This window comes from Microbacterium sp. 1154 (assembly GCF_031455375.1).
Taxonomy (GTDB): domain Bacteria; phylum Actinomycetota; class Actinomycetes; order Actinomycetales; family Microbacteriaceae; genus Microbacterium.
Map to the genome: position 1 here is coordinate 1,306,889 of NZ_JAVDSN010000001.1, position 19,158 is coordinate 1,326,046.

14 protein-coding genes are annotated in these 19,158 nt (G+C 72.0%); 12 read left to right on the plus strand and 2 right to left on the minus strand.

The window, feature by feature from the left end:
* Positions 1-120: 120 nt before the first annotated feature.
* The 8 genes from nirB (at position 121) to purH (ending at position 10,315) form a co-directional block, all read left to right on the plus strand.
* Positions 121-2,700 (plus strand): nitrite reductase large subunit NirB, encoded by a 2,580-nt coding sequence (gene nirB / locus J2X55_RS06070; RefSeq protein ID WP_115917314.1) that lies wholly within the window; start codon positions 121-123, stop codon positions 2,698-2,700.
* Positions 2,697-3,146 (plus strand): nitrite reductase small subunit NirD, encoded by a 450-nt coding sequence (gene nirD, locus J2X55_RS06075; RefSeq protein ID WP_309822392.1) that lies wholly within the window; start codon positions 2,697-2,699, stop codon positions 3,144-3,146. Before nirB ends, nirD begins: the two co-directional genes overlap by 4 nt.
* Positions 3,143-4,378 (plus strand): uroporphyrinogen-III C-methyltransferase, encoded by a 1,236-nt coding sequence (gene cobA / locus J2X55_RS06080; protein WP_115915759.1) that lies wholly within the window; start codon positions 3,143-3,145, stop codon positions 4,376-4,378. Before nirD ends, cobA begins: the two co-directional genes overlap by 4 nt.
* Entirely contained in the window at positions 4,375-5,514 is a 1,140-nt protein-coding gene (locus tag J2X55_RS06085; protein ID WP_309822393.1) for a uroporphyrinogen-III synthase, read from the plus strand. Before cobA ends, J2X55_RS06085 begins: the two co-directional genes overlap by 4 nt.
* On the plus strand, positions 5,511-6,281 hold the full coding sequence (locus tag J2X55_RS06090; protein WP_309822394.1) for a CbiX/SirB N-terminal domain-containing protein: 771 nt from the start codon (positions 5,511-5,513) through the stop codon (positions 6,279-6,281). The genes J2X55_RS06085 and J2X55_RS06090 overlap by 4 nt, the downstream gene beginning before the upstream one ends.
* 40 nt (positions 6,282-6,321) lie before the next feature.
* Positions 6,322-7,905, plus strand: a complete 1,584-nt coding sequence (locus J2X55_RS06095; RefSeq protein ID WP_309822395.1) for a DUF6350 family protein — start codon at positions 6,322-6,324, stop codon at positions 7,903-7,905.
* 134 nt (positions 7,906-8,039) lie between these two features.
* Entirely contained in the window at positions 8,040-8,639 is a 600-nt protein-coding gene (gene purN / locus J2X55_RS06100) for a phosphoribosylglycinamide formyltransferase (RefSeq protein ID WP_115915756.1), read from the plus strand.
* A gap of 65 nt (positions 8,640-8,704) precedes the next feature.
* Entirely contained in the window at positions 8,705-10,315 is a 1,611-nt protein-coding gene (gene purH, locus J2X55_RS06105) for a bifunctional phosphoribosylaminoimidazolecarboxamide formyltransferase/IMP cyclohydrolase (protein ID WP_309822396.1), read from the plus strand.
* 512 nt (positions 10,316-10,827) lie between these two features.
* On the opposite strand, the gene J2X55_RS06110 is transcribed toward purH, so the two are convergent.
* Both J2X55_RS06110 and J2X55_RS06115 read right to left on the minus strand, forming a co-directional pair.
* Entirely contained in the window at positions 10,828-11,349 is a 522-nt protein-coding gene (locus tag J2X55_RS06110) for a DUF1697 domain-containing protein (RefSeq protein ID WP_309822398.1), read from the minus strand.
* Positions 11,350-11,402: 53 nt separating this feature from the next.
* A complete protein-coding gene (locus tag J2X55_RS06115; RefSeq protein WP_309822399.1) occupies positions 11,403-12,830 on the minus strand; it encodes an NAD(P)/FAD-dependent oxidoreductase in 1,428 nt (475 codons plus the stop codon).
* A 143-nt stretch (positions 12,831-12,973) separates the two neighbouring features.
* Between J2X55_RS06115 and J2X55_RS06120 the strand changes: the two genes are divergently transcribed.
* The 4 genes from J2X55_RS06120 to J2X55_RS06135 all read left to right on the plus strand — a co-directional run bounded on the left by J2X55_RS06120 (position 12,974) and on the right by J2X55_RS06135 (position 19,043).
* Positions 12,974-14,581 carry an AlkA N-terminal domain-containing protein gene (locus J2X55_RS06120; RefSeq protein ID WP_309823016.1) on the plus strand — a complete coding sequence of 536 codons (1,608 nt, stop codon included), beginning with the start codon at positions 12,974-12,976 and terminating at the stop codon, positions 14,579-14,581.
* A complete protein-coding gene (locus J2X55_RS06125; protein ID WP_309822400.1) occupies positions 14,578-15,075 on the plus strand; it encodes a methylated-DNA--[protein]-cysteine S-methyltransferase in 498 nt (165 codons plus the stop codon). The genes J2X55_RS06120 and J2X55_RS06125 overlap by 4 nt, the downstream gene beginning before the upstream one ends.
* A 297-nt stretch (positions 15,076-15,372) precedes the next feature.
* Positions 15,373-17,229, plus strand: a complete 1,857-nt coding sequence (locus J2X55_RS06130; RefSeq protein WP_115915751.1) for an ABC transporter ATP-binding protein — start codon at positions 15,373-15,375, stop codon at positions 17,227-17,229.
* A complete protein-coding gene (locus tag J2X55_RS06135; protein ID WP_115915750.1) occupies positions 17,226-19,043 on the plus strand; it encodes an ABC transporter ATP-binding protein in 1,818 nt (605 codons plus the stop codon). The genes J2X55_RS06130 and J2X55_RS06135 overlap by 4 nt, the downstream gene beginning before the upstream one ends.
* Positions 19,044-19,158 lie beyond the last annotated feature (115 nt).

Below are 19,158 nucleotides of genomic sequence, written 5' to 3' on the forward strand. Positions count from 1 at the left end.
GGGGCGAGGCCGGGGGAAACCTCGGCTGCCTAGCGTCGGGGCATGGCCCGCTCGAACCCCGCAATCGGAACGAAACACGCCGCTGACGCCTCGGCAAACTCCGCCGCGTACGGTGACGGCATGCTCCACCCCGCGTCATCCGGATCCGTCGTGGTCGTGGGTGCGGGGATGGTGGCCCACCGCTTCGTCGAGAGCCTGACCAGCCGCGACACCGACGGCCGCTGGTCGATCACGGTGCTGGGCGACGAGGCCCGCGGTCCCTACGACCGGGTCGGTCTCAGCGGCGTTTTCAGCGGGAAGACCCACGACGATCTTCTGCTCGACCCGGCGGTTCTCGACCACGACCGTGTGCGCGTGCACACCGACGCCCGGGTCACGAAGATCGACCGCGCCGCCCGCACCGTCACCACGGCCGGCGGCTCGATCCACTCCTACGACCGCCTCGTGCTCGCCACCGGCTCGTACGCCGCGCGGCTCGCGCTCGACGGCTTCGACCACCGGGGCTGCTTCGTCTACCGCACGCTCGACGACGTCGCCGGCATGCGCGCGTGGGTCGCGAAGCGCTCCGCGGAGCTCGGTCGTCCCCTGCGCGGCGCTGTCGTCGGCGGCGGCCTGCTCGGCCTCGAGGCTGCCGGGGCGCTGCAGGCCGAGGGCGTCTCGCCGTTCGTGCTGCAGTCGAACGAGCGGCTCATGTCGGCGCAGCTCGACCTGGGCGGCGCGAAGGCGCTGCAGCGGCTCATCGAGGCGCGCGGTATCGAGGTGCGCACGCAGTCGGTGACGACCCGAGTGGATGCCGACAAGACCGGCGCCGTGTGCGGCCTGGAGCTGCGCGACGGCACGTGGGAGCCCGTCGACATCGTCGTCTTCACGGTCGGTGTGCGCCCCCGCGACGAGCTCGCCCGTGCGGCGGACCTGGCCGTCGACGCGCGCGGCGGCGTCGTGATCGACGCGGGCTGCGACACGTCCGACCCCGCGATCCTCGCGATCGGCGAGGTCGCCAGCTTCGACGGCCAGTGCATCGGCCTGGTCGCTCCCGGATACGCGATGGCCGAGGTCGCCGCGACCCGCCTGCTCGGGGGCGAGGCCGCGTTCGACGGCTTCGACACCTCGGCGAAGCTCAAGCTCTCGGGTGTCGAGGTCGCCAGCTTCGGCGACGCGTTCGCCGAGACGCCGAACGCTCTCGACGTCACGTACGCCGACCCCATCTCGGGCGTCTACAAGAAGCTCGTGCTGAGCGACGACGCGCAGACGCTGCTCGGCGGCATCCTCGTGGGTGACGCCTCGGCTTACACGTCGCTGCGCCCCCTCGTCGGTCGCGCGCTGGGCGGCGATCCCGCCGCGTACCTCATGCCGTCCGACCTCGCGCCCGCCCCGCAGGGCGACCTGCCCGACGACGCCATCGTCTGCTCGTGTAACGGCGTCACGGCCGGTACCGTGCGCGGCGCCGTCACCGAGCACGACTGCGCGGATGCCGCCGAGGTCAAGGCCTGCACGAAGGCGGGCGCGGCGTGCGGCTCGTGCTTCACGCTCGTGAAGAAGCTCGTGGCGACCGAGCTCGCGGCATCCGGGAAAGAGGTCTCGAACGGGCTGTGCGAGCATTTCTCGTTCACCCGCGCGCAGCTGTTCGACGCCGTCCGTATCTCGGGACTGAAGACCTTCACCGCGATCGTCGAGCGCTTCGGCACCGGCCGCGGGTGCGACATCTGCAAGCCGGCGCTCGCGAGCATCCTGGCCAGCCTCTACTCCGGTCACGTGCTCGAGGGCGAGCTCGCGACGATGCAGGACACCAACGACCACGTGATGGCCAACATCCAGCGCGACGGAACCTACAGCGTCGTCCCGCGCATCGCGGGAGGGGAGATCACCCCCGACGGTCTCGTCGTGATCGGCGAGGTCGCCCGCGACTTCGGGCTGTACACGAAGATCACCGGCGGCCAGCGCATCGACATGTTCGGCGCTCGCCTCGAGCAGCTGCCCGCGATCTGGAAGCGCCTCGTCGACGCCGGCTTCGAGTCGGGACAGGCCTACGGCAAGTCCCTCCGCACGGTGAAGTCGTGCGTCGGGCAGACCTGGTGCCGCTACGGCGTGCAGGACTCGGTCGGCATGGCCGTGCAGCTCGAGCTGCGCTACCGGGGCCTGCGCTCGCCGCACAAGATCAAGTTCGGCGTCTCGGGCTGCGCGCGCGAGTGCGCCGAGGCCCGCGGCAAGGACGTCGGCGTCATCGCGACCGAGGCCGGCTGGAACATGTACGTCGGCGGCAACGGCGGCTTCACGCCGCGCCACGCGGTGCTGTTCGCCGAGGGTCTCGACGACGACGGCCTTTTGCGGGCCATCGACCGCTTCCTGATGTTCTACATCCGCACCGCCGACCGGCTGCAGCGCACGGCTCCGTGGATGGAGGACTACGAGGGCGGCCTCGAAGCGCTGAGGGGCGTCGTGTTCGACGACACGCTCGGCATCGCCGAAGACCTCGACCGCGCCATGGCCGCGCACATCGACAACTACGAGGACGAGTGGGCCGCGACCCTCGCCGACCCCGAGAAGCTCAAGCGGTTCCAGAGCTTCGTCAACGCCCCCGACACCGCCGACCCCACCCTCGCGTACGTGTCGGAGCGCGGCCAGCCCCGCCCCGCGACCGCCGAGGAACGCTCTTCGGGCGCGGTCTTCATCGGCGGCACGACCCTGGCGGTGCGCTCGTGACGATCCTGGAGGCGACGACCATGGATGCCGAGACCCCGGCGCCCGACGCATCGGCCGACGCCCCCGCGGGCGCAGGGCGCTCCGCGTGGACCCGCATCTGCCGGGTCGACGACCTGCTCGTCGAGCGCGGTGCCGCGGCCCTGGTCGGCGACCGGCAGATCGCCCTCTTCCGCACCTTCGACGGGCGCCTCTTCGCCACCGACCAGGTCGACCCGTTCAGCGGGGCCGCGATCCTGTCGCGCGGGATCGTCGGCGATCGCTCCGGCATCCCGACCGTGGCCTCGCCCATGTACAAGCAGGTGTTCGACCTGCGCACGGGTGCTTGCCTCGACACGCAGGGCAAAGAGCCGCTGTCGGTGCGGGTGCACCCCGTGACCGTCCACGACGGCGACGTGTTCGTGAAGCTCGCCCCCGCGGCGGACGGCGTAGAAGGAGACCCCCGATGATCGCTCTCGCAGGACTCGACCTCACCGACAGGCTCGTCGTGTGCGTGGGCGGCGGTTCCGTCGCCGAGCGCCGCATCGCCCGGCTGCGTGCCGCGGGTGCGCGGGTGCGTCTGATCGCTCCCGTCGCGACGGCGGGTCTCGCCGCCCTCGCCGCGTCGGGCGACATCGAGTGGCACGCTCGTTCGTTCGCCGCCGCCGATCTCGACGACGCCTGGTTCTGTCACACGGCGACCGGATCGGCATCCGTCGACGCCGCCGTCGTCGACGCGGCCGAGGCCCGCCGCGTGTGGTGCGTCAACGCCGGCCACGGCGGCAAGGGCACCGCGCGCCTCGCCGCCGAGACCACGAGTGGAGACGTCATGGTCGGCGTCGTCTCCACGGCCGGTGCCGACCCGCGCCGCACCGTCGCCGTGCGCGACGCCATCGCCCAGCGCCTCGCCGAAGGCGCCCTTCCGCTCCGCCGCCGGCGGCGCCCGCTCGTGGGGAGTGTGGCGCTCGTCGGCGGCGGCCCCGGCCCGATCGACCTCATGACGGTGCGCGCCCGCGCCCTTCTGGCCGAGGCCGACGTCGTCGTGCACGATCGCCTCGGACCCACCGGGGTGCTCGCCGAACTCGGCGACGACGTCGAGCTCGTCGACGTCGGCAAGCGCCCGCAGCACCACCCCGTGCCGCAGGACGAGATCAACGCGATCCTCGTCGACCGCGCCGCGAAGGGTCTCCGGGTCGTCCGGCTGAAGGGGGGAGACCCCTTCGTCTACGGCCGTGGCGGCGAAGAGGTCATCGCGTGCCGGGCTGCCGGCATCCCGGTCGAGGTCGTTCCGGGCATCTCGAGCGCGATCGCCGTCCCGTCCGCGGCGGGAGTACCCGTGACCCACCGCGGCGTCGCCGGTACCCTGCACGTTGTGAACGGTCAGGAGACCCCCAGCGAGGCCACCCTCGCGGCCCTCCGCGACGACAGCGCCACCGTCGTCGCGCTCATGGGCGTGAGCGCGCTGCCGCGGTTCGTCGCCGCGGCGCGCGCCGCCGGTGCCCCCGAGACCCGGCCCGTCGCCTTCGTCGAGAACGGCCACACCCCCGCTCAGCGCACGATCCGCACGACGCTTGGAACAGCGATCCAGGATGCCGAGACCTACCGTCTCGCGAACCCGGCGGTGCTCGTGTTCGGCGAGGTCGCCCGGGCCGACCTGCTCCTGCCCGTCGCGGTCGCGGCGCAGGGGGAGGGTATCGGGTGACGACACCCGCGCGGACGATCAGCACGGTGCTCCTCGGGTGCACCGTGCTGCTTCCCGTCGACCGGCGGTCGGGGGAGCTGTCGGCCGCGCTCGAACGGCACGGCGCGCGGGTGCGGGTCGCCCCGGCGCTGACGATCATCCCGCACGTCGACGACGACGAGCTGGTCGCCGCGACGCGCCAGCTCGTCGCCGACCCGCCCGACGTCGTCGTGGCGACCACCGGCGTGGGCTTCCGCGGGTGGATGGAGACGGCCGACGAGGCGGGGCTCCACGACGACCTGAGCGCGGTGCTGCAGCGCGCGCGGATCGTCGCCCGCGGGCCCAAGGCGCGCGGGGCGATCCAACAGGCGGGTTTCGAGGCCGACTGGGTCGCCGAGAGCGAGACCTCGGCGGAGCTGCGCGACTTTCTCGTCGCCGAGGGCATCGCCGGGCTCCACGTCGCCGTGCAGCACCACGGTTCGGGAGCCGACGGCCTCGACGAAGCCTTCGAGGCGGCCGGGGCGCGCGTGACCAGCCTCACGATCTACCGGTGGGGCCCGCCGCCCGACCCCGAGGCCGTGGCCGCCTCGACGCGACAGGTCGCCCGGGGCGAGATCGACGCCGTGCTGTTCACCTCGGCTCCCGCGGCCCGCGAGTGGATCCTCGCCGCCGAACGTGCGGACGCGCTCGAGGGGGTGGCCTCCCGTTCGAGAGACGGACGCGTGCTGATGGCGGCGGTGGGTCCGATCACGGCGGGTCCCCTGCGAGATGTGGGGATCGACCCGCTCGTGCCCGACCGCGGACGCCTCGGCGCGCTCGTGCGCGCGGTGGTCACGCACTACGGCGGGGTCGACGCGCCCGTCATCGCCACGACGGCCGGGGTGCTCGGCATCCGGTCGTCGGGGATCGTGCTCGACGGGGAGTTCACACCGCTTCCGCGCACGGGCGTCGAGATCCTGCGGGCTCTCGCGCGCGTACCCGGCGCGGTCGTCTCGCGTGCCGATCTGGTCGCGGCGCTGTCGAACGCCGAGGCCAGCGGCCACGCGGTCGAGGTGGCGGTGGCCCGCACACGCGAGGCGCTCGGCGGCACCGATCTCATCCGCACGGTCTACAAGCGCGGCTATCGGCTCGACGTGATCGACGAGGAGGACTCATGACCGCGGTACTCATCGCCTGCGCCCACGGCACACGGTTCGAGGAAGGGCGGGTGGTCGTGCGGGCACTGCTCGACGTGCTGCGCGAGACCGCGCCCGCGGGCGTCGAGGTGCTCGAGGCCTACGTCGACGTGCACGGGCCCTACGTCACCGACGTGGTCGCGGCTGCGCGGGAGCGCACGGATGACATCGTGATCGTGCCGCTGCTGCTGTCGACCGGGTACCACACCGAGGTCGACCTGGTCGAGGCGGCCGACGGCCTGCCGGTGGCTCCCGCTCTGGGCCCCCACCCGGTGCTGGCCGAGATCCTCGCCGACCGCGTGCGCGAGGCCGGGGCGGCTGCGAGCGACACGGTCGTGCTGGCCGCGGCCGGTTCCACGCGGCCCGGGGCGGTCGTCGACGTCGAGCGCATGGCGGAGCTCATGACCGAGGCAGGCGTCGCGGGCCCCGTCGTGACGGCGTACGCCGCGGCATCCGATCCCCGCATCCCGGATGCCGTGCACGCGGCGCGCTCGGCCGGGCACCGGACGGTCGCCGCGAGCTACGTCCTGGCCCCGGGGCATTTCTCGCGCGTGATCGAGAAGGCCGAGGCCGACCTCACCACCGCCCCGATCGGCGCGGACCCGCGCTTGGCGTCCGTGGTGTGGGAGCGGTGGCGCAACGCCCGGCGCACGGGGCCCAGCGCGCAGGTGGCCGAGCCCGCCGAGCGCCCCACGGGCCTGCTCGCCGTGCTCCGCGCCCTCGTCTCGGGCGCTCGCCGCCGCGCCTGAGCGGTGGCCCGGGGCGGCGCGGGTAGGGTTCCTCTCGCCCATGCATCGCCTCCTCATCGCTCTCCTCGCCGCCCTCGACGCCGTCCTCGCGGCCGCGGGCGGCATCGCGGTCGTGCTCGCGCCGCTCACGTTGCTCTGGGTGTTCGGCGTCGGCAACCCCGACTGGAGCGCGCTCTGGCCCGCGTCGGCCGCGGTCTGGCACCTCGGCCACCTCGTGCCGGTTTCGGTCACCCTGCCCGACGGCTACCTCGCGGCGACCGGCATCGACCCGACGTTCGCGACGTTCACACTGTCGCTCGCGCCGTTGGCCTTCGCCGCCTTCACCGGATTGTTCGCGGCCCGCTCGGGCTCGCGCGCGGCAGAGGCGGGCGCCGGCCTCACCGGATGGCTGTCGGGCTCGCTGGTCTTCGCGGCGCTCTCCGCGGGCATCGCGTTCACCTCGCAGGCCTCGCTCGTGGCATCCGAAACCTGGCTCGCGATCCTGCTGCCCTCGCTGATCTTCCTCGTTCCCTCGCTCATCGGCGCCCTCGCGGGTGCGTGGCGTGTGGGCGACGACGGGCCGGTCGACGCCGTGCGCGGATGGATCGAACGGATGCCGGCCGCCTGGGCGCCCGTCCCCGGACTCGCCCTGCGCGGACTCGCGGTCACCACCCTGGGGCTGATCGGGGTGGGCGGACTGGTCGTGCTCGCCGGTCTCGTCGCCCGCGCCTCGCAGGTCATCGGGCTCTACCAGGCGAGCAACGCCGACGGGATCGGCGCGACCGTCATCGCTCTCGGCCAGCTCTTCTACCTCCCCACGCTCGTGCTCTGGGGGATGTCGTTCGCCGCCGGGCCCGGCTTCGCCCTCGGCACCGACACCGCGGTCACCCCCGCCGCAACGCAGGTCGGCGCGCTCCCCGGCATCCCGGTGCTGGGGGCCGTGCCCGATTCGACCTCGTCGTGGCTGCTGCTCCTCGTGCTGCTGCCGATCGCCGTGGGCGCGCTGACCGGGTGGATCCTGCGCTCCCGGATGCCGTTCACCACCGGCCCCGAGCCGCTCGGGCCCCGACTGGTCCTGGCCGTCGCGGTCGCGGCGCTCACCGGCGGCATGGGTGCGCTCGCGGCCGTCGTCTCGTCGGGCTCGATCGGCCCGGGGCGCCTCGCCGACACGGGCCCGCAGCCGGGGTCGCTGGCACTGACCCTCGGGCTCGAGGTGCTCGTGGGTCTCGCGATCCTGCTGCTCAGCCCGCGCTTCGGCGGCGACGAGGGCGACGTCCGATACGAGGAGCGCGACGACCGCGGCGTCTCGTTCGCGGCGCGCGAGCACGTGCCCTTCGACCGCGACGAGCATTGGACGGGCCCGACCCCCACGGGTTCGCCCGTCGGAGCCGGGATCTCGCACGATGTGTGGCCCAGCTCGTACCGCGAACCGGATGCCGTGGCGACCGACATGACGCTCGGGGTGCGGGGGAGTGCGTCGCTGTCCTCCGCGTCGTCGGTTCCCCCGGCCACGCCGACGTCTCCCGAACGCTCCCGGACGGGCGCGAGCGGGGACGCGCCGGATGAGCTCAGCGACGACGAGGTGCGGGCACGCATCCGCGCCGCGTGGTCGGATCACGGCGGCGAGCCCGGCGACAAGCGCTGACCCCGGGCGCGATCGAGGCGGCCCCGCCGGCTACGACCGCGCACCCCGACAGGCGCGGTCGGTGGCGGCCTTCCCGGTCCCCGGCTGCTGCCCACGAGCCCGCACGGGCGGACGCACCTGCGTAGACTGAGCGCGTGCTCACGGTTGCCGTCCTCATCTCCGGCACCGGCTCGAACCTCCGCGCCCTGCTCGAGGCGGCCTCGGCCCCCGACTTCCCGGCGCGCGTGATCGCGGTCGGTGCCGATCGCGAGGCCGACGGCTTCGCCCACGCCGAGCACTTCGGCATCCCGACCTTCCTCGTTCCCTTCGGAGGGTTCGCCTCTCGCGAAGAGTGGGGCGCCGAGCTCGGCGCCCAGCTCTCGGTGTGGAACCCCGACCTCGTGGTGCTCAGCGGCATGATGCGACTGCTGCCCGCCGACCTCGTGGCCGCGTGGGAACCGCGCATCATCAACACCCACCCCGCGTACCTGCCGGAGTTCCCCGGAGCACACGGAGTGCGCGACGCCCTCGCCGCGGGCGTCGATCAGACCGGGGCGAGCGTGATCGTCGTCGACTCGGGCGTCGACACCGGCCCGATCCTCGCGCAGGAGCGCATCCCCGTGCTTCCCGGCGACGACGAGAACTCCCTGCACGAACGCATCAAGCCCGTCGAACGACGCCTGCTCATCGACGTCGTCCGCCGGATCGCCGAGGGCGAGCTCGACCTCGCCGCCACGGCATCCCGAACCGCCTGACCCGCTCGACGGGCGCCGGCCCGTCACGCACCCGAACCCGACTCGAGACACAGGAGCCGCACGCCATGGCCGGACCCCGCCACGACCCCGCCGACTACCGCCCCCGCGACGTCGTCCCGATCCGCCGCGCGCTGGTGTCGGTGAGCGACAAGACCGGACTGCTCGAGCTCGGCGCGGCCCTCGCCGCCGCCGGTGTCGAGATCGTCTCGACCGGTGGCTCGGCCACGCTGCTGCGCGACGCCGGGTACGGCGTGACCGACGTCTCGGCCGTCACGGGCTTCCCCGAATCGCTCGACGGCCGTGTCAAGACCCTGCACCCGAGCGTGCACGCGGGTCTGCTCGCCGACCTGCGCCTGGCCTCGCACGAGGCGCAGCTCGAGCAGCTCGAGATCCGCCCCTTCGAGCTCGTGGTCGTGAACCTGTACCCGTTCGTCGAGACCGTGGCATCCGGTGCCGAGGGCGACGACGTCGTGGAGCAGATCGACATCGGCGGCCCCGCCATGGTGCGCGCGTCGGCGAAGAACCACGCCAACGTCGCCATCGTCGTCTCGCCCGAGTCGTACCCCGCCATCATCGAGGCACTCCAGTCGAACGGCGGCACGAACCTCGTGCAGCGTCGCGAGCTCGCGGCCCGCGCCTTCTCGCACACGGCCGCGTACGACACCGCCGTGTCGACGTGGTTCGCCGAGGGCACCCTCGCCGACGACATCGATCTGCCCGCGCACCTGACGATCCAGGCCGAGCGCCTGTCGACCCTGCGCTACGGCGAGAACGCGCACCAGCGCGCCGCGATCTACACCCGCGTCGGTGGTCACGGCATCGCGCAGGCCACGCAGCTGCAGGGCAAAGAGATGTCGTACAACAACTACGTCGACGCCGACGCGGCGCTGCGTGCCGCCTTCGACATGGTCAAGCCGGCCGTCGCGATCATCAAGCACGCGAACCCCTGCGGCATCGCGGTCGCGGCCCCCCACGCGCTCGACCCGATCGCCTCGGCCCACCTGCGTGCGCACGAGTGCGACCCCGTGTCGGCCTTCGGCGGCGTGATCGCCGCGAACCGCACCGTCACGCTCAAGATGGCCGAGAACCTGCGCGACATCTTCACCGAGGTCATCATCGCCCCCGACTTCGAGCCCGAGGCGCTCGAGGTGTTCAAGCTCAAGAAGAACCTGCGCGTGCTGCGCCTGCCCGCCGACTGGCAGCAGGAGCGCATGGACGTGCGCCTCGTCTCGGGTGGTCTGCTGCTGCAGGACGCTGACCGCTTCCCCGACGACATCGAGTCGGTCGCGAAGAACTGGGAGCTCGTCTCGGGCGAGCGTCCCGCCGATGAAGACATGGAGAGCCTCATCTTCGCGTGGAAGTCGTGCCGCGCCGTGAAGTCGAACGCGATCGTGCTCGCCCAGGGCTCGGCGACCGTCGGGATCGGCATGGGCCAGGTCAACCGCGTCGACTCGTGCCGCCTCGCGGTGGAGCGCGCCGGCGATCGCGCTCGAGGCTCGATCGCGGCATCCGATGCCTTCTTCCCCTTCGCCGACGGCCCCCAGGTGCTGATCGACGCGGGCATCTCGGCGATCATCCAGCCCGGCGGTTCGGTGCGGGATGCCGAGGTCGTCGACGCCGCGCGCGCCGCCGGCGTCACGATGTTCTTCACGGGAGAGCGTCACTTCTTCCACTGAGCCCGCTCGGTGCGTTCGACGCCGTCGCAGCTTCGGTTGCGGCGGCGTCGTCGCGTGTGCGGGGCGCGGCGCGTGTGCGGGGGTTCTGGAAGCTGTTGGGGAAGCGGGGCGTCCGGATTGTCACGCATAAACGCTGTTCGTGCGCATAAACGCGACGGACACGCGTTTATGCGCGCGGGAAGCGTTTATGGCAGCGCGGCGGCGGGTGTGGCGGACAGCGCGGGCAGGAGCGCGGTGACGGTGCCGGCCGCCGGGACGGGGGCGCGTGCGGGGGTAGGGCGCGCGTCCAGGGCGGGGCGCGTGTGCGGGGGTTCTGGGAGCTGTGGGGGACTGGGCGTCCGGATTGTCACGCATAAACGCTGTTCGCGCGCATAAACGCGATGACCACGCGTTTATGCGCGCGGGAAGCGTTTATGGCAGTGCGGCGACGGGCGTGACGGATAGCGCAGGCAGGAGCGCGGTGACCGCGCCGGGCGCCGGGGCGGGAAGAGTTCCGCCCGGCTCTCGCTGCGTCAGGCGCTCATCGCGACAAGCTTGGCCACCGTGTTCGCGTTGCGCGCGGTGCCCGTCACACCGAGGCGCTTCTCGAACCAGCCGGCCTGCAGCTTCGAGCCGCCGATGCCCTCGGGATACCGCACGAACACCTCCCGGCCGTCCAGCACCGCCTCTTCGGGGAAGTCCGCCGGCACGTCGAGTGACGCTCCCGGGGCCGGGGGTTCGGCGAGGAACACCGTCTGCACCCACCGTCCTTCGGCGGCGTCAGGGAAAGGGTTCCGAGCGTGCGCGTCCGCGAGCTCGGCATGGGTGCGCACGATGACCGGGAGATCGAATCCGAAGGCCTCGCGCACGGCGCCGCGCACCAGGCCCGCGATCTCGCCGGGGGAGCGCCCGCCCTCGTCGAGCACGACGTTGCCGGCCACCTGAAGCGTGTCGACCTCACCCAGACCCGCGGATGCCAACACCTCGCGCAGCGCGGACATCTTCAGTGCCGTGGGGCCGCCGACACCGCGGATGAGGGCGACGGTGCGGGGCATGAGGTGACTCTACGCCGTTGCCGCGCGGGCGCCTCGGGTGCGAATGCTCCCTCTCACGCGGAGTCGCGACCGAGCGTCTCGAGCAGGCGCAGCCAGACCTCGCTGACGGTCGGATACGAGGGCACCGCGTGCCACAGACGCTTGACCGGCACCTCGCCCACGATCGCGATGGTGGCGGAGTGCAGGAGTTCGGCGATGTCCGGACCGACGAAGGTGGCCCCCACGAGAACGCCTCGGTCGAGATCGACGATGGCGCGGGCCTTGCCGACGTAGGCGTCGGACTGCTCGCTCGACCCGGCGATGCTCGCGAGGTCGTAGTCGAGCACCTTGGCGTTCAGCCCCTTCTCTTCCGCCTGCTTCGCGGTGAGACCCACCGACGCCACTTCGGGATCGGTGAACGTCACCTGCGGAACGGCGTCGTGGTCGGCGGTGGCGACGTGAGCGCCCCAGGGAGCATCGTCGACCTCGTCGCCCTTCGCACGAGCCGCGATGACGTCTCCCGCGGCGCGGGCCTGGTACTTGCCCTGGTGCGTGAGCAGGGCGCGGTGGTTGACGTCGCCCACCGCGTAGAGCCAGTCGAAACCGCGGACGAGCAGAGTGTCGTCGACGTCGAGCCAGGTGTCTGCCTCGAGGCCCACGGCATCCAGTCCGAGGTCGCCGGTGCGCGGGGTGCGACCGACCGCCACGAGGACCTCGTCGGCGGAGACGGTGGAGCCGTCGGACAACTCGAGCACCGCGCGTCCGTCGTCGTCGCGGCGGGCGGACGTGGCATCCGCTCCTTGTTTCACGGTGACCCCGCGGTCGCGGAGCGAGGACGCGACGAGCTCACCCGCGAACGGCTCATTGCCGCCGAGAAGGCCCGAGCGGGCGATGAGGGTGACGGCGGTGCCCAGACTCTGGAACGCGGTCGCCATCTCGGCGCCGACGACACCGCCGCCGATGATCGCGAGCGAACCGGGGATCTGCTGCACGGCGGTCGCCTCGCGGCTGGTCCACGGGGAGATGTCGGCGAGGCCCGGGATGTCGGGGAGGAGGGCGGCGGAGCCCGTGCACACCGCGACCGCGCGACGGGCGACGAGGTCGGTCGTCGTACCGTCTTCGGCGGTGACGCGCACGGTCTTCTCTCCGGTCAGCCGGCCGTGCCCGCGCACGAGATCGATGCCCGCGCCCTGGAGCCACTCGACCTGGCCCGAGTCGTTGTAGTCGCTGGTCATGGTGTCGCGGCGACGGAGCACCGCTGCGACGTCGAGGTCGCCGGTGACGGCCTGCTTCGCGCCGTCGACATCGCGCGCCGCGCGGAGGGCTGCGGCGCTGCGGAGGAGAGCCTTCGAGGGCATGCACGCCCAGTACGAGCATTCGCCGCCGACGAGCTCGGATTCGACGATGGCCGCGGTGAGACCGGCCTGCACGGCACGGTCGGCCACGTTCTCGCCGACGGGTCCGGCGCCGATGACGATGAGGTCGTATTCGCGTTCGCTCATGGTGTTCACGGTACCGACGACGTCCGACATCGCGTGGGGGTTGCGCCCCGGCCCGACCATCGGGAGGGATGGTCGAGACGCCCCGCACGGCCGTGTCCGATTTCCGCCAGCCGATGTCGGAGGTCGATGGCAGGGTGGATGCCATGACCACCACCGTCTCCGAGCTCCCGAGCTTCGCCGAGCGCTATCGCGTGATCCAGTCGCGCGACCGCCGCTTCGACGGGCAGTTCGTCACGGCGGTGCGCTCGACGCGCATCTACTGCCGCCCAAGCTGCCCCGCGCGAACACCCAAGGAAGAGAACGTGACGTTCTATGCGACCTCCGCGGCGGCGCACGAGGCCGGCTATCGCGCGTGCAAACGCTGTCTGCCCGAGGCGGCTCCTGGTTCACCCCTATGGGACGTGCGCGGAGACGTGGCCGCGCGGGCCATGCGCCTCATTGCCGACGGGGTCGTCGACCGAGAGGGCGTCCCGGGCCTGGCCCGGCGGCTCGGCTACTCGTCGCGGCACCTCACCCGATTGCTCACCGCCGAACTCGGTGCCGGACCCCTCGCGCTCGCCCGCGCGCATCGCGCGCACACGGCGCGGGCGCTGCTCGTGGGAACCGACCTGTCGTCGGCCGACGTGGCGTTCTCCGCGGGGTTCTCGAGCGTCCGGCAATTCACTGACACGATCGGGGAGGTGTTCGGGATGCCACCGCGCGACCTCCGCGCGAGACGCTCGGACGCCTCGGGAGTCGAGGCGACGGCCGGCCAGATCGACCTCGCTCTGCCGGTGCGGGGGCCGATCGACACGACGGGCCTGTTCGGATGGATGAGGGCTCACGCGATCCCCGGCGTCGAGGAGGGCGATGACCGGTCGTTCGCGCGCGTCGCACGCCTGCCCGGCGGGCCGGCGTGGTTCGAGGTGCGCCTCGCCGACGACGGCCGCCTCCGGCTGCGCGCACGGCTGTCGGCCCTGGCCGACCTGGGCACCCTCATCGCCCGCGTTCGCCGACTGTTCGACCTCGACGCCGACCCTCTCGCGATCGACGAGGCGCTCGCCCGGCATCCCGCACTCGCCGCCGCCGTCGAGGCGATCCCCGGCGTGCGGGTCCCCGGTGCGATCGACGCCGACGAGATGCTCCTGCGCGCCATGATCGGGCAGCAGATCAGTGTGGCCTCGGCCCGGACCATGCAGGGCCGACTGGCCGCCGAACTCGGCGAGTCGACCGCCATCGGGCCGCACCCGCTCACGCTCTTCCCCTCCCCGGCGGTGATCGCCGAGCGCGGGCTCGAGGTGCTCCGCGGACCGGCGGCGCGCATGCGCGCGATCGTCGAGGCGGCGGCGGCTCTCGCCGAGGGCGACCTCGAGCTCAGCGCTGGCGACGACGGTGCCGATCAGCGCGAGCGGCTGCTGGCGATGCGGGGGATCGGGCCGTGGACGGCCGACTACGTGCGCATGCGCGTGCTCGGCGACCCCGACGTGCTGCTGCCCGGCGACGTCGCCGCCCGCGCGGGAGCCGCCGCCCTCGGCCTCCCCTCCGACCCGGCGGGCTTCACCGAGTGGTCGGCGCGAACGGCGCCCTGGCGCAGTTACGTGATGGCGCACTTCTGGTACGCCGCTCCGGTCACACAGGCGTGGCGGGCACCGGCCGAGACGGCGGCCGCGGTCGTCGCTTCTCCTCGGCGTCGGCGCACGTCCGGTCTGCGCGCCGACGTCGTGCTGACCCCCTCACCCGCCACCGACGCAGAGAGCGAGACTCCCGCATGACCGCCGCAACCCTCCAATTCGTCGAGACCGCCGACGGTCCGTTCGCCATCCTCGCCGACGAAGCCGACCGGGTGATCGTCTCGGGATGGACAGACGACACCGATGCCGTGCTCGCGCGGCTCCGGCCGGATCGTCGCCCTGCCCAGGTTCGTGACGGTCAGACCTCGGCGGCCGACGCCGTGCGCGCGTACTACGCGGGCGACATCGGTGCGATCGATTCCGTCACCGTCGCTCAGCAGGGGACACCCCTGCAACTCGCCGGATGGCAGGCCTTGCGCGCCATCACCCCTGGGACGCCCCTCACCTACACCGGTTTCGCCACGGCGCTCGGGTCGCCGGCGGCTGTGCGGGCGGCGGCCTCCATCTGTGCGCGAAACGCCGTGGCGCTTTTTGTTCCCTGTCATCGCGTGTTGCGCGGCGACGGAACGATGGGGGGCTTCGCGTGGGGCACGCGGGTCAAAGAGAGCCTGCTCGCGCGCGAATCCGCCGCCTGACCGGCCGGGAGTTCGGAAGACGCTCTTGCCCCCAGCGTTCTCCCAGGCATACTCTGGAGGGCTGCCGTCCCCCCGCGGAAGCTTCACTGAACAAGGAGGATGCCATGGACCAGACCGACGCCCCCGTCGCCCCGGCCGTCGCTGCGCCCTCCGCCGCTGCACGACCCGGCCGACGCCCCTAGGGTCCCCGCGTCCGCGCTCCGGCGCCCCGCTTTACCCCGGTCGACGAGATTCGTCGCGCCCCCGGCATCCCTTTCCGCGCCTGATCCCGGCGCCCGCTTCGACCCCACGAGGATCATGACTCCCTCTTCCACTCCGCCCCGTCTCTCGACACCGCGCGCGCTCGCGCGGCTTCTGCCCATCGCCCGGCCGGTGCTCCCGCGCCTCATCGCCGGTGCGGTCACCGCGCTCGCCGCCAGCCTGCTCGCGCTGGCCATTCCCCTGGTGCTCGAACAGGTCGTCGCCGGCCCCATCGCCTCGCTCGACCCCACCGCTCTGGTGTGGGGCTCGCTCGCGGTGCTCGGTCTGGGCCTCGCCGAGGCCGCGATGGTGTGGCTGCGGCGTTGGTTCGTGCTCGCGCCCGCCACCAAGGTCGAATACGACCTGCGCCAGTCGTTCTACGCACGTCTGCAGCGTCTGCCGGTCGCCTTCCACGACCGCTGGCAGTCGGGTCAGTTGCTCTCGCGCATGATGCAGGACATCAGCATGCTCCGCCGGTGGCTGGCCTTCGGTGTGATCCTGCTCGTCGTCAACATGCTCACGATCGCCATCGGCGCCGTGCTGCTGTTCCGCTGGCACTGGTTGCTGGGGGCGCTCTTCCTGGTCACCTCCGCCCCGGTCATCTATGTCGGGTTCCGCTTCGAGAAGCGATACGGCGCGCTCACCCGCCAGAGTCAGGACCAGGCGGGCGACCTCGCCACCTCCGTGGAAGAGAGCGTCCACGGCATCCGTGTCCTCAAGGCGTTCGGCCGCGGGGCGCATGCCCTGAAGAAGTTCACCCGCCAGGCCGAGTCGCTGCGCGAGACCGAGATCGACAAGGCCCGCGCCATCGGCTGGATCTGGTTCTGGCTCGTGCTGCTGCCCGACGTCGCCTTCGCGGTGTGCCTGGGCGCGGGCATCGTGCTGACTCAGCTGGGTCAGCTCCAGGTGCCCGAACTCGTCGCATTCTTCGCGATGGCGACCGTGCTGCGGTGGCCGATGGAATCGATCGGCTTCCTCTTCTCGTTCCTGCTCGACGCCCGAACGGCGACCGATCGCATCTTCGAGGTGTTCGACGAGCAGAACACCATCGTCGACCCCGACACCCCGCGCACCATCGCGGAACCCCGCGGTGAGCTCACGTTCGAGAACGCCCACTTCCGGTATCAGGATGCCGCTGACACCGAGCGCGACCTGCTCGACGGCGTCGACCTGGTGCTGCAGCCGGGGGAGACCATGGCGCTCGTCGGCCTGACCGGTTCGGGCAAGACGACCCTCACGACGCTGCCCGGCCGTCTCTACGACGTCACCGGCGGTCGCGTACTGATCGACGGCGTCGACGTGCGCGACCTCACCCTCGCGGAGCTGCGTCGACACGTCGGCATGGCCTTCGAAGACGCGACGCTGTTCTCGCAGACCGTGCGCGAGAACGTGCTGCTCGGTCGCGAGGACCTCGCGCCCGGCTCGGACGAGGCGGAGCAGATCCTGCGCGAAGCGCTGCAGGTGGCCCAGGCGCAGTTCGTGTACGACCTGCCCGACGGCCTCGACACCGTGATCGGGGAAGAGGGGCTGAGCCTTTCGGGCGGTCAACGTCAGCGTCTCGCCCTGGCCCGCGCCGTCGCGGCGCGTCCCGCCGTGCTCGTTCTCGACGACCCTCTCTCGGCGCTCGACGTCGACACCGAGGCCCTCGTCGAGGACGCCCTGCGCGAGGTGCTCAGCGAGACGACCGCCCTGGTCGTGGCCCACCGACCCTCGACGGTCACCCTCGCCGACCGCGTCGCCCTTCTCGAGGAGGGGCGCATCACCGCCGTCGGCACGCACTCCGACCTGCTCCGGCAGAGCGACCACTACCGCTACGTGATCTCGAGCCTCGAAGAGGCCGAGCGCGAAGCCCGTACGGGGGCGATCCCCGTCATGAACGATGAGGCCCTCGCCGACAAGGAGGCGACCCGATGAGCACCGCCACCGTCTCCGGGACCAGCGGCGAAGACCGCTCCGACTACACGCGCGACGAGAGCCGTGCGATCCGCCAGCGTTCGTTGCGGCTTCTGGGCTCGCTCGTGTCGCCCCTGCGTTGGCAGCTCGTGCTCGCCGGTGCCGTGCTGGTCGTGTCCACCGCGCTTCGGGTCGCCGGCCCCGCCCTGATCGCCTTCGGCATCGACAACGCCCTGCCCGCCGTCATCGAGCGATCGGACTGGATGCCGACCATCGGCGTCGTCGGCGTGTACCTGCTCGCGGGCATCGGCGGTGCCGTCCTCATCGGGTGGTACGTCGTCGTAGCTGCGCGCCTCACCCAGGCCGTCATGCTCGACCTCCGCAAGCGCATCTTCCTGCACACGCAGAAGCTGAGCCTCGAGTTCCACGAGTCCTACACCTCGGGCCGCATCATCTCGCGTCAGACGAGCGACCTCGACACCATCCGCGAGCTGCTCGACGGCGGTCTGAACGAACTCGTCTCAGGCGTCCTCTACGGACTGTTCACCCTCGGCGCCCTGTTCCTCATCGACTGGCAGTCCGGTCTGATCCTGACCATCATGGGCATCCCGATGTACCTGCTCATGCGCTGGTTCTACTCGCGCTCGCAGGTCATCTACCGCGAATCCCGCGTCATCAGCGCGCAGGTGATCGTGAAGTTCGTCGAGTCGATGACCGGCATCCGCGCCGTCAAGGCGTTCCGCAAAGAACCCCGCAACGACCAGGAGTTCGGCAAGCTCGCCGCCGACTACCGCGACGTCAACATGCGCTCGATCAAGCTCTTCGGAACCTTCGAGCCGGGCATCATGGCCGTGGCGGCGGTCTCGGTCGCGGTCGTGCTGCTGTGGGGCGGTGGCCGGGTGATCGCGGGACCGCTCGAGATCGGTGTGCTCACGGCCGCCGTGCTCTACGTGCGCAACTTCTTCTCACCGCTGCAGGAGGTCGCGTTCTTCCTGAACTCGTACCAATCGGCGACGGCCGCGCTCGAGAAGGTGTCCGGTGTGCTCGAGGAGGAGCCGACGGTTCCCGACCCGACCGACCCGGTCGACCTGTGGACGGCGAAGGGCCACGTGCGCTTCGACGACGTGACCTTCGGGTACTCCGATGACCGCGTCATCCTGCCGCACTTCTCCCTCGACCTGCCGGCGGGACAGACCGTCGCGCTGGTCGGGACGACGGGGGCGGGCAAATCGACGCTCGCGAAGCTGGTCTCGCGGTTCTACGACCCGACGCAGGGGGCGGTGACCCTCGACGACGTCGACCTGCGACGCCTGCACCCCAAGGATCTCCGCCGCGCGATCGTCATGGTCACCCAGGAGGCCTATCTCTTCAGCGGCACCGTCGCCGACAACATCGCGCTCGGAAAGCCCGACGCGACGATGGACGAGATCCGCGCCGCCGCCCGCGCCGTGGGCGCGGACGCGTTCATCTCGAAGCTGCCCGACGGCTACGACACCGACGTGAACAAGCGCGGCGGTCGCGTGTCGGCGGGCCAGCGTCAGCTGATCTCGTTCGCGCGGGCGTTCCTCGCCGACCCTGCCGTGCTGATCCTCGACGAGGCCACCGCCTCGCTCGACATCCCCAGCGAGCGCCAGATCCAGAACGCGCTGCAGACGCTCCTCGCCGACCGCACCGCGATCATCATCGCCCACCGCCTGTCCACGGTGGCGATCGCCGACCGTGTGCTGGTCATGGAACACGGCCGCATCATCGAGGACGACACCCCCGATGCCCTCATCGCCGGCACGGGCAAGTTCGCCCAACTCCACGCGGCCTGGCGCGAGTCCCTCGTCTGACCACCGCTCACAACGGATGCCACGCTCCCTCGGGGGCGTGGCATCCGGCTTTCTGCCGTCTCTTCCCTGCTCCGCGCAGCCGTCCGGACCGGGGGACCACCGTGCCGACCCCGGT

Excerpts from the sequence above, each read along its gene's own strand:
- nirB (WP_115917314.1), top strand. The coding sequence starts at position 121 with ATGCTCCACCCCGCGTCATCCGGATCCGTCGTGGTCGTGGGTGCGGGG.
- cobA (WP_115915759.1), top strand. The coding sequence starts at position 3,143 with ATGATCGCTCTCGCAGGACTCGACCTCACCGACAGGCTCGTCGTGTGC.
- J2X55_RS06090 (WP_309822394.1), top strand. The coding sequence starts at position 5,511 with ATGACCGCGGTACTCATCGCCTGCGCCCACGGCACACGGTTCGAGGAA.
- J2X55_RS06095 (WP_309822395.1), top strand. The coding sequence starts at position 6,322 with ATGCATCGCCTCCTCATCGCTCTCCTCGCCGCCCTCGACGCCGTCCTC.
- purH (WP_309822396.1), top strand. The coding sequence starts at position 8,705 with ATGGCCGGACCCCGCCACGACCCCGCCGACTACCGCCCCCGCGACGTC.
- J2X55_RS06110 (WP_309822398.1), bottom strand. The coding sequence starts at position 11,349 with ATGCCCCGCACCGTCGCCCTCATCCGCGGTGTCGGCGGCCCCACGGCA.
- J2X55_RS06115 (WP_309822399.1), bottom strand. The coding sequence starts at position 12,830 with ATGAGCGAACGCGAATACGACCTCATCGTCATCGGCGCCGGACCCGTC.
- J2X55_RS06120 (WP_309823016.1), top strand. The coding sequence starts at position 12,974 with ATGACCACCACCGTCTCCGAGCTCCCGAGCTTCGCCGAGCGCTATCGC.
- J2X55_RS06125 (WP_309822400.1), top strand. The coding sequence starts at position 14,578 with ATGACCGCCGCAACCCTCCAATTCGTCGAGACCGCCGACGGTCCGTTC.
- J2X55_RS06130 (WP_115915751.1), top strand. The coding sequence starts at position 15,373 with ATGACTCCCTCTTCCACTCCGCCCCGTCTCTCGACACCGCGCGCGCTC.
- J2X55_RS06135 (WP_115915750.1), top strand. The coding sequence starts at position 17,226 with ATGAGCACCGCCACCGTCTCCGGGACCAGCGGCGAAGACCGCTCCGAC.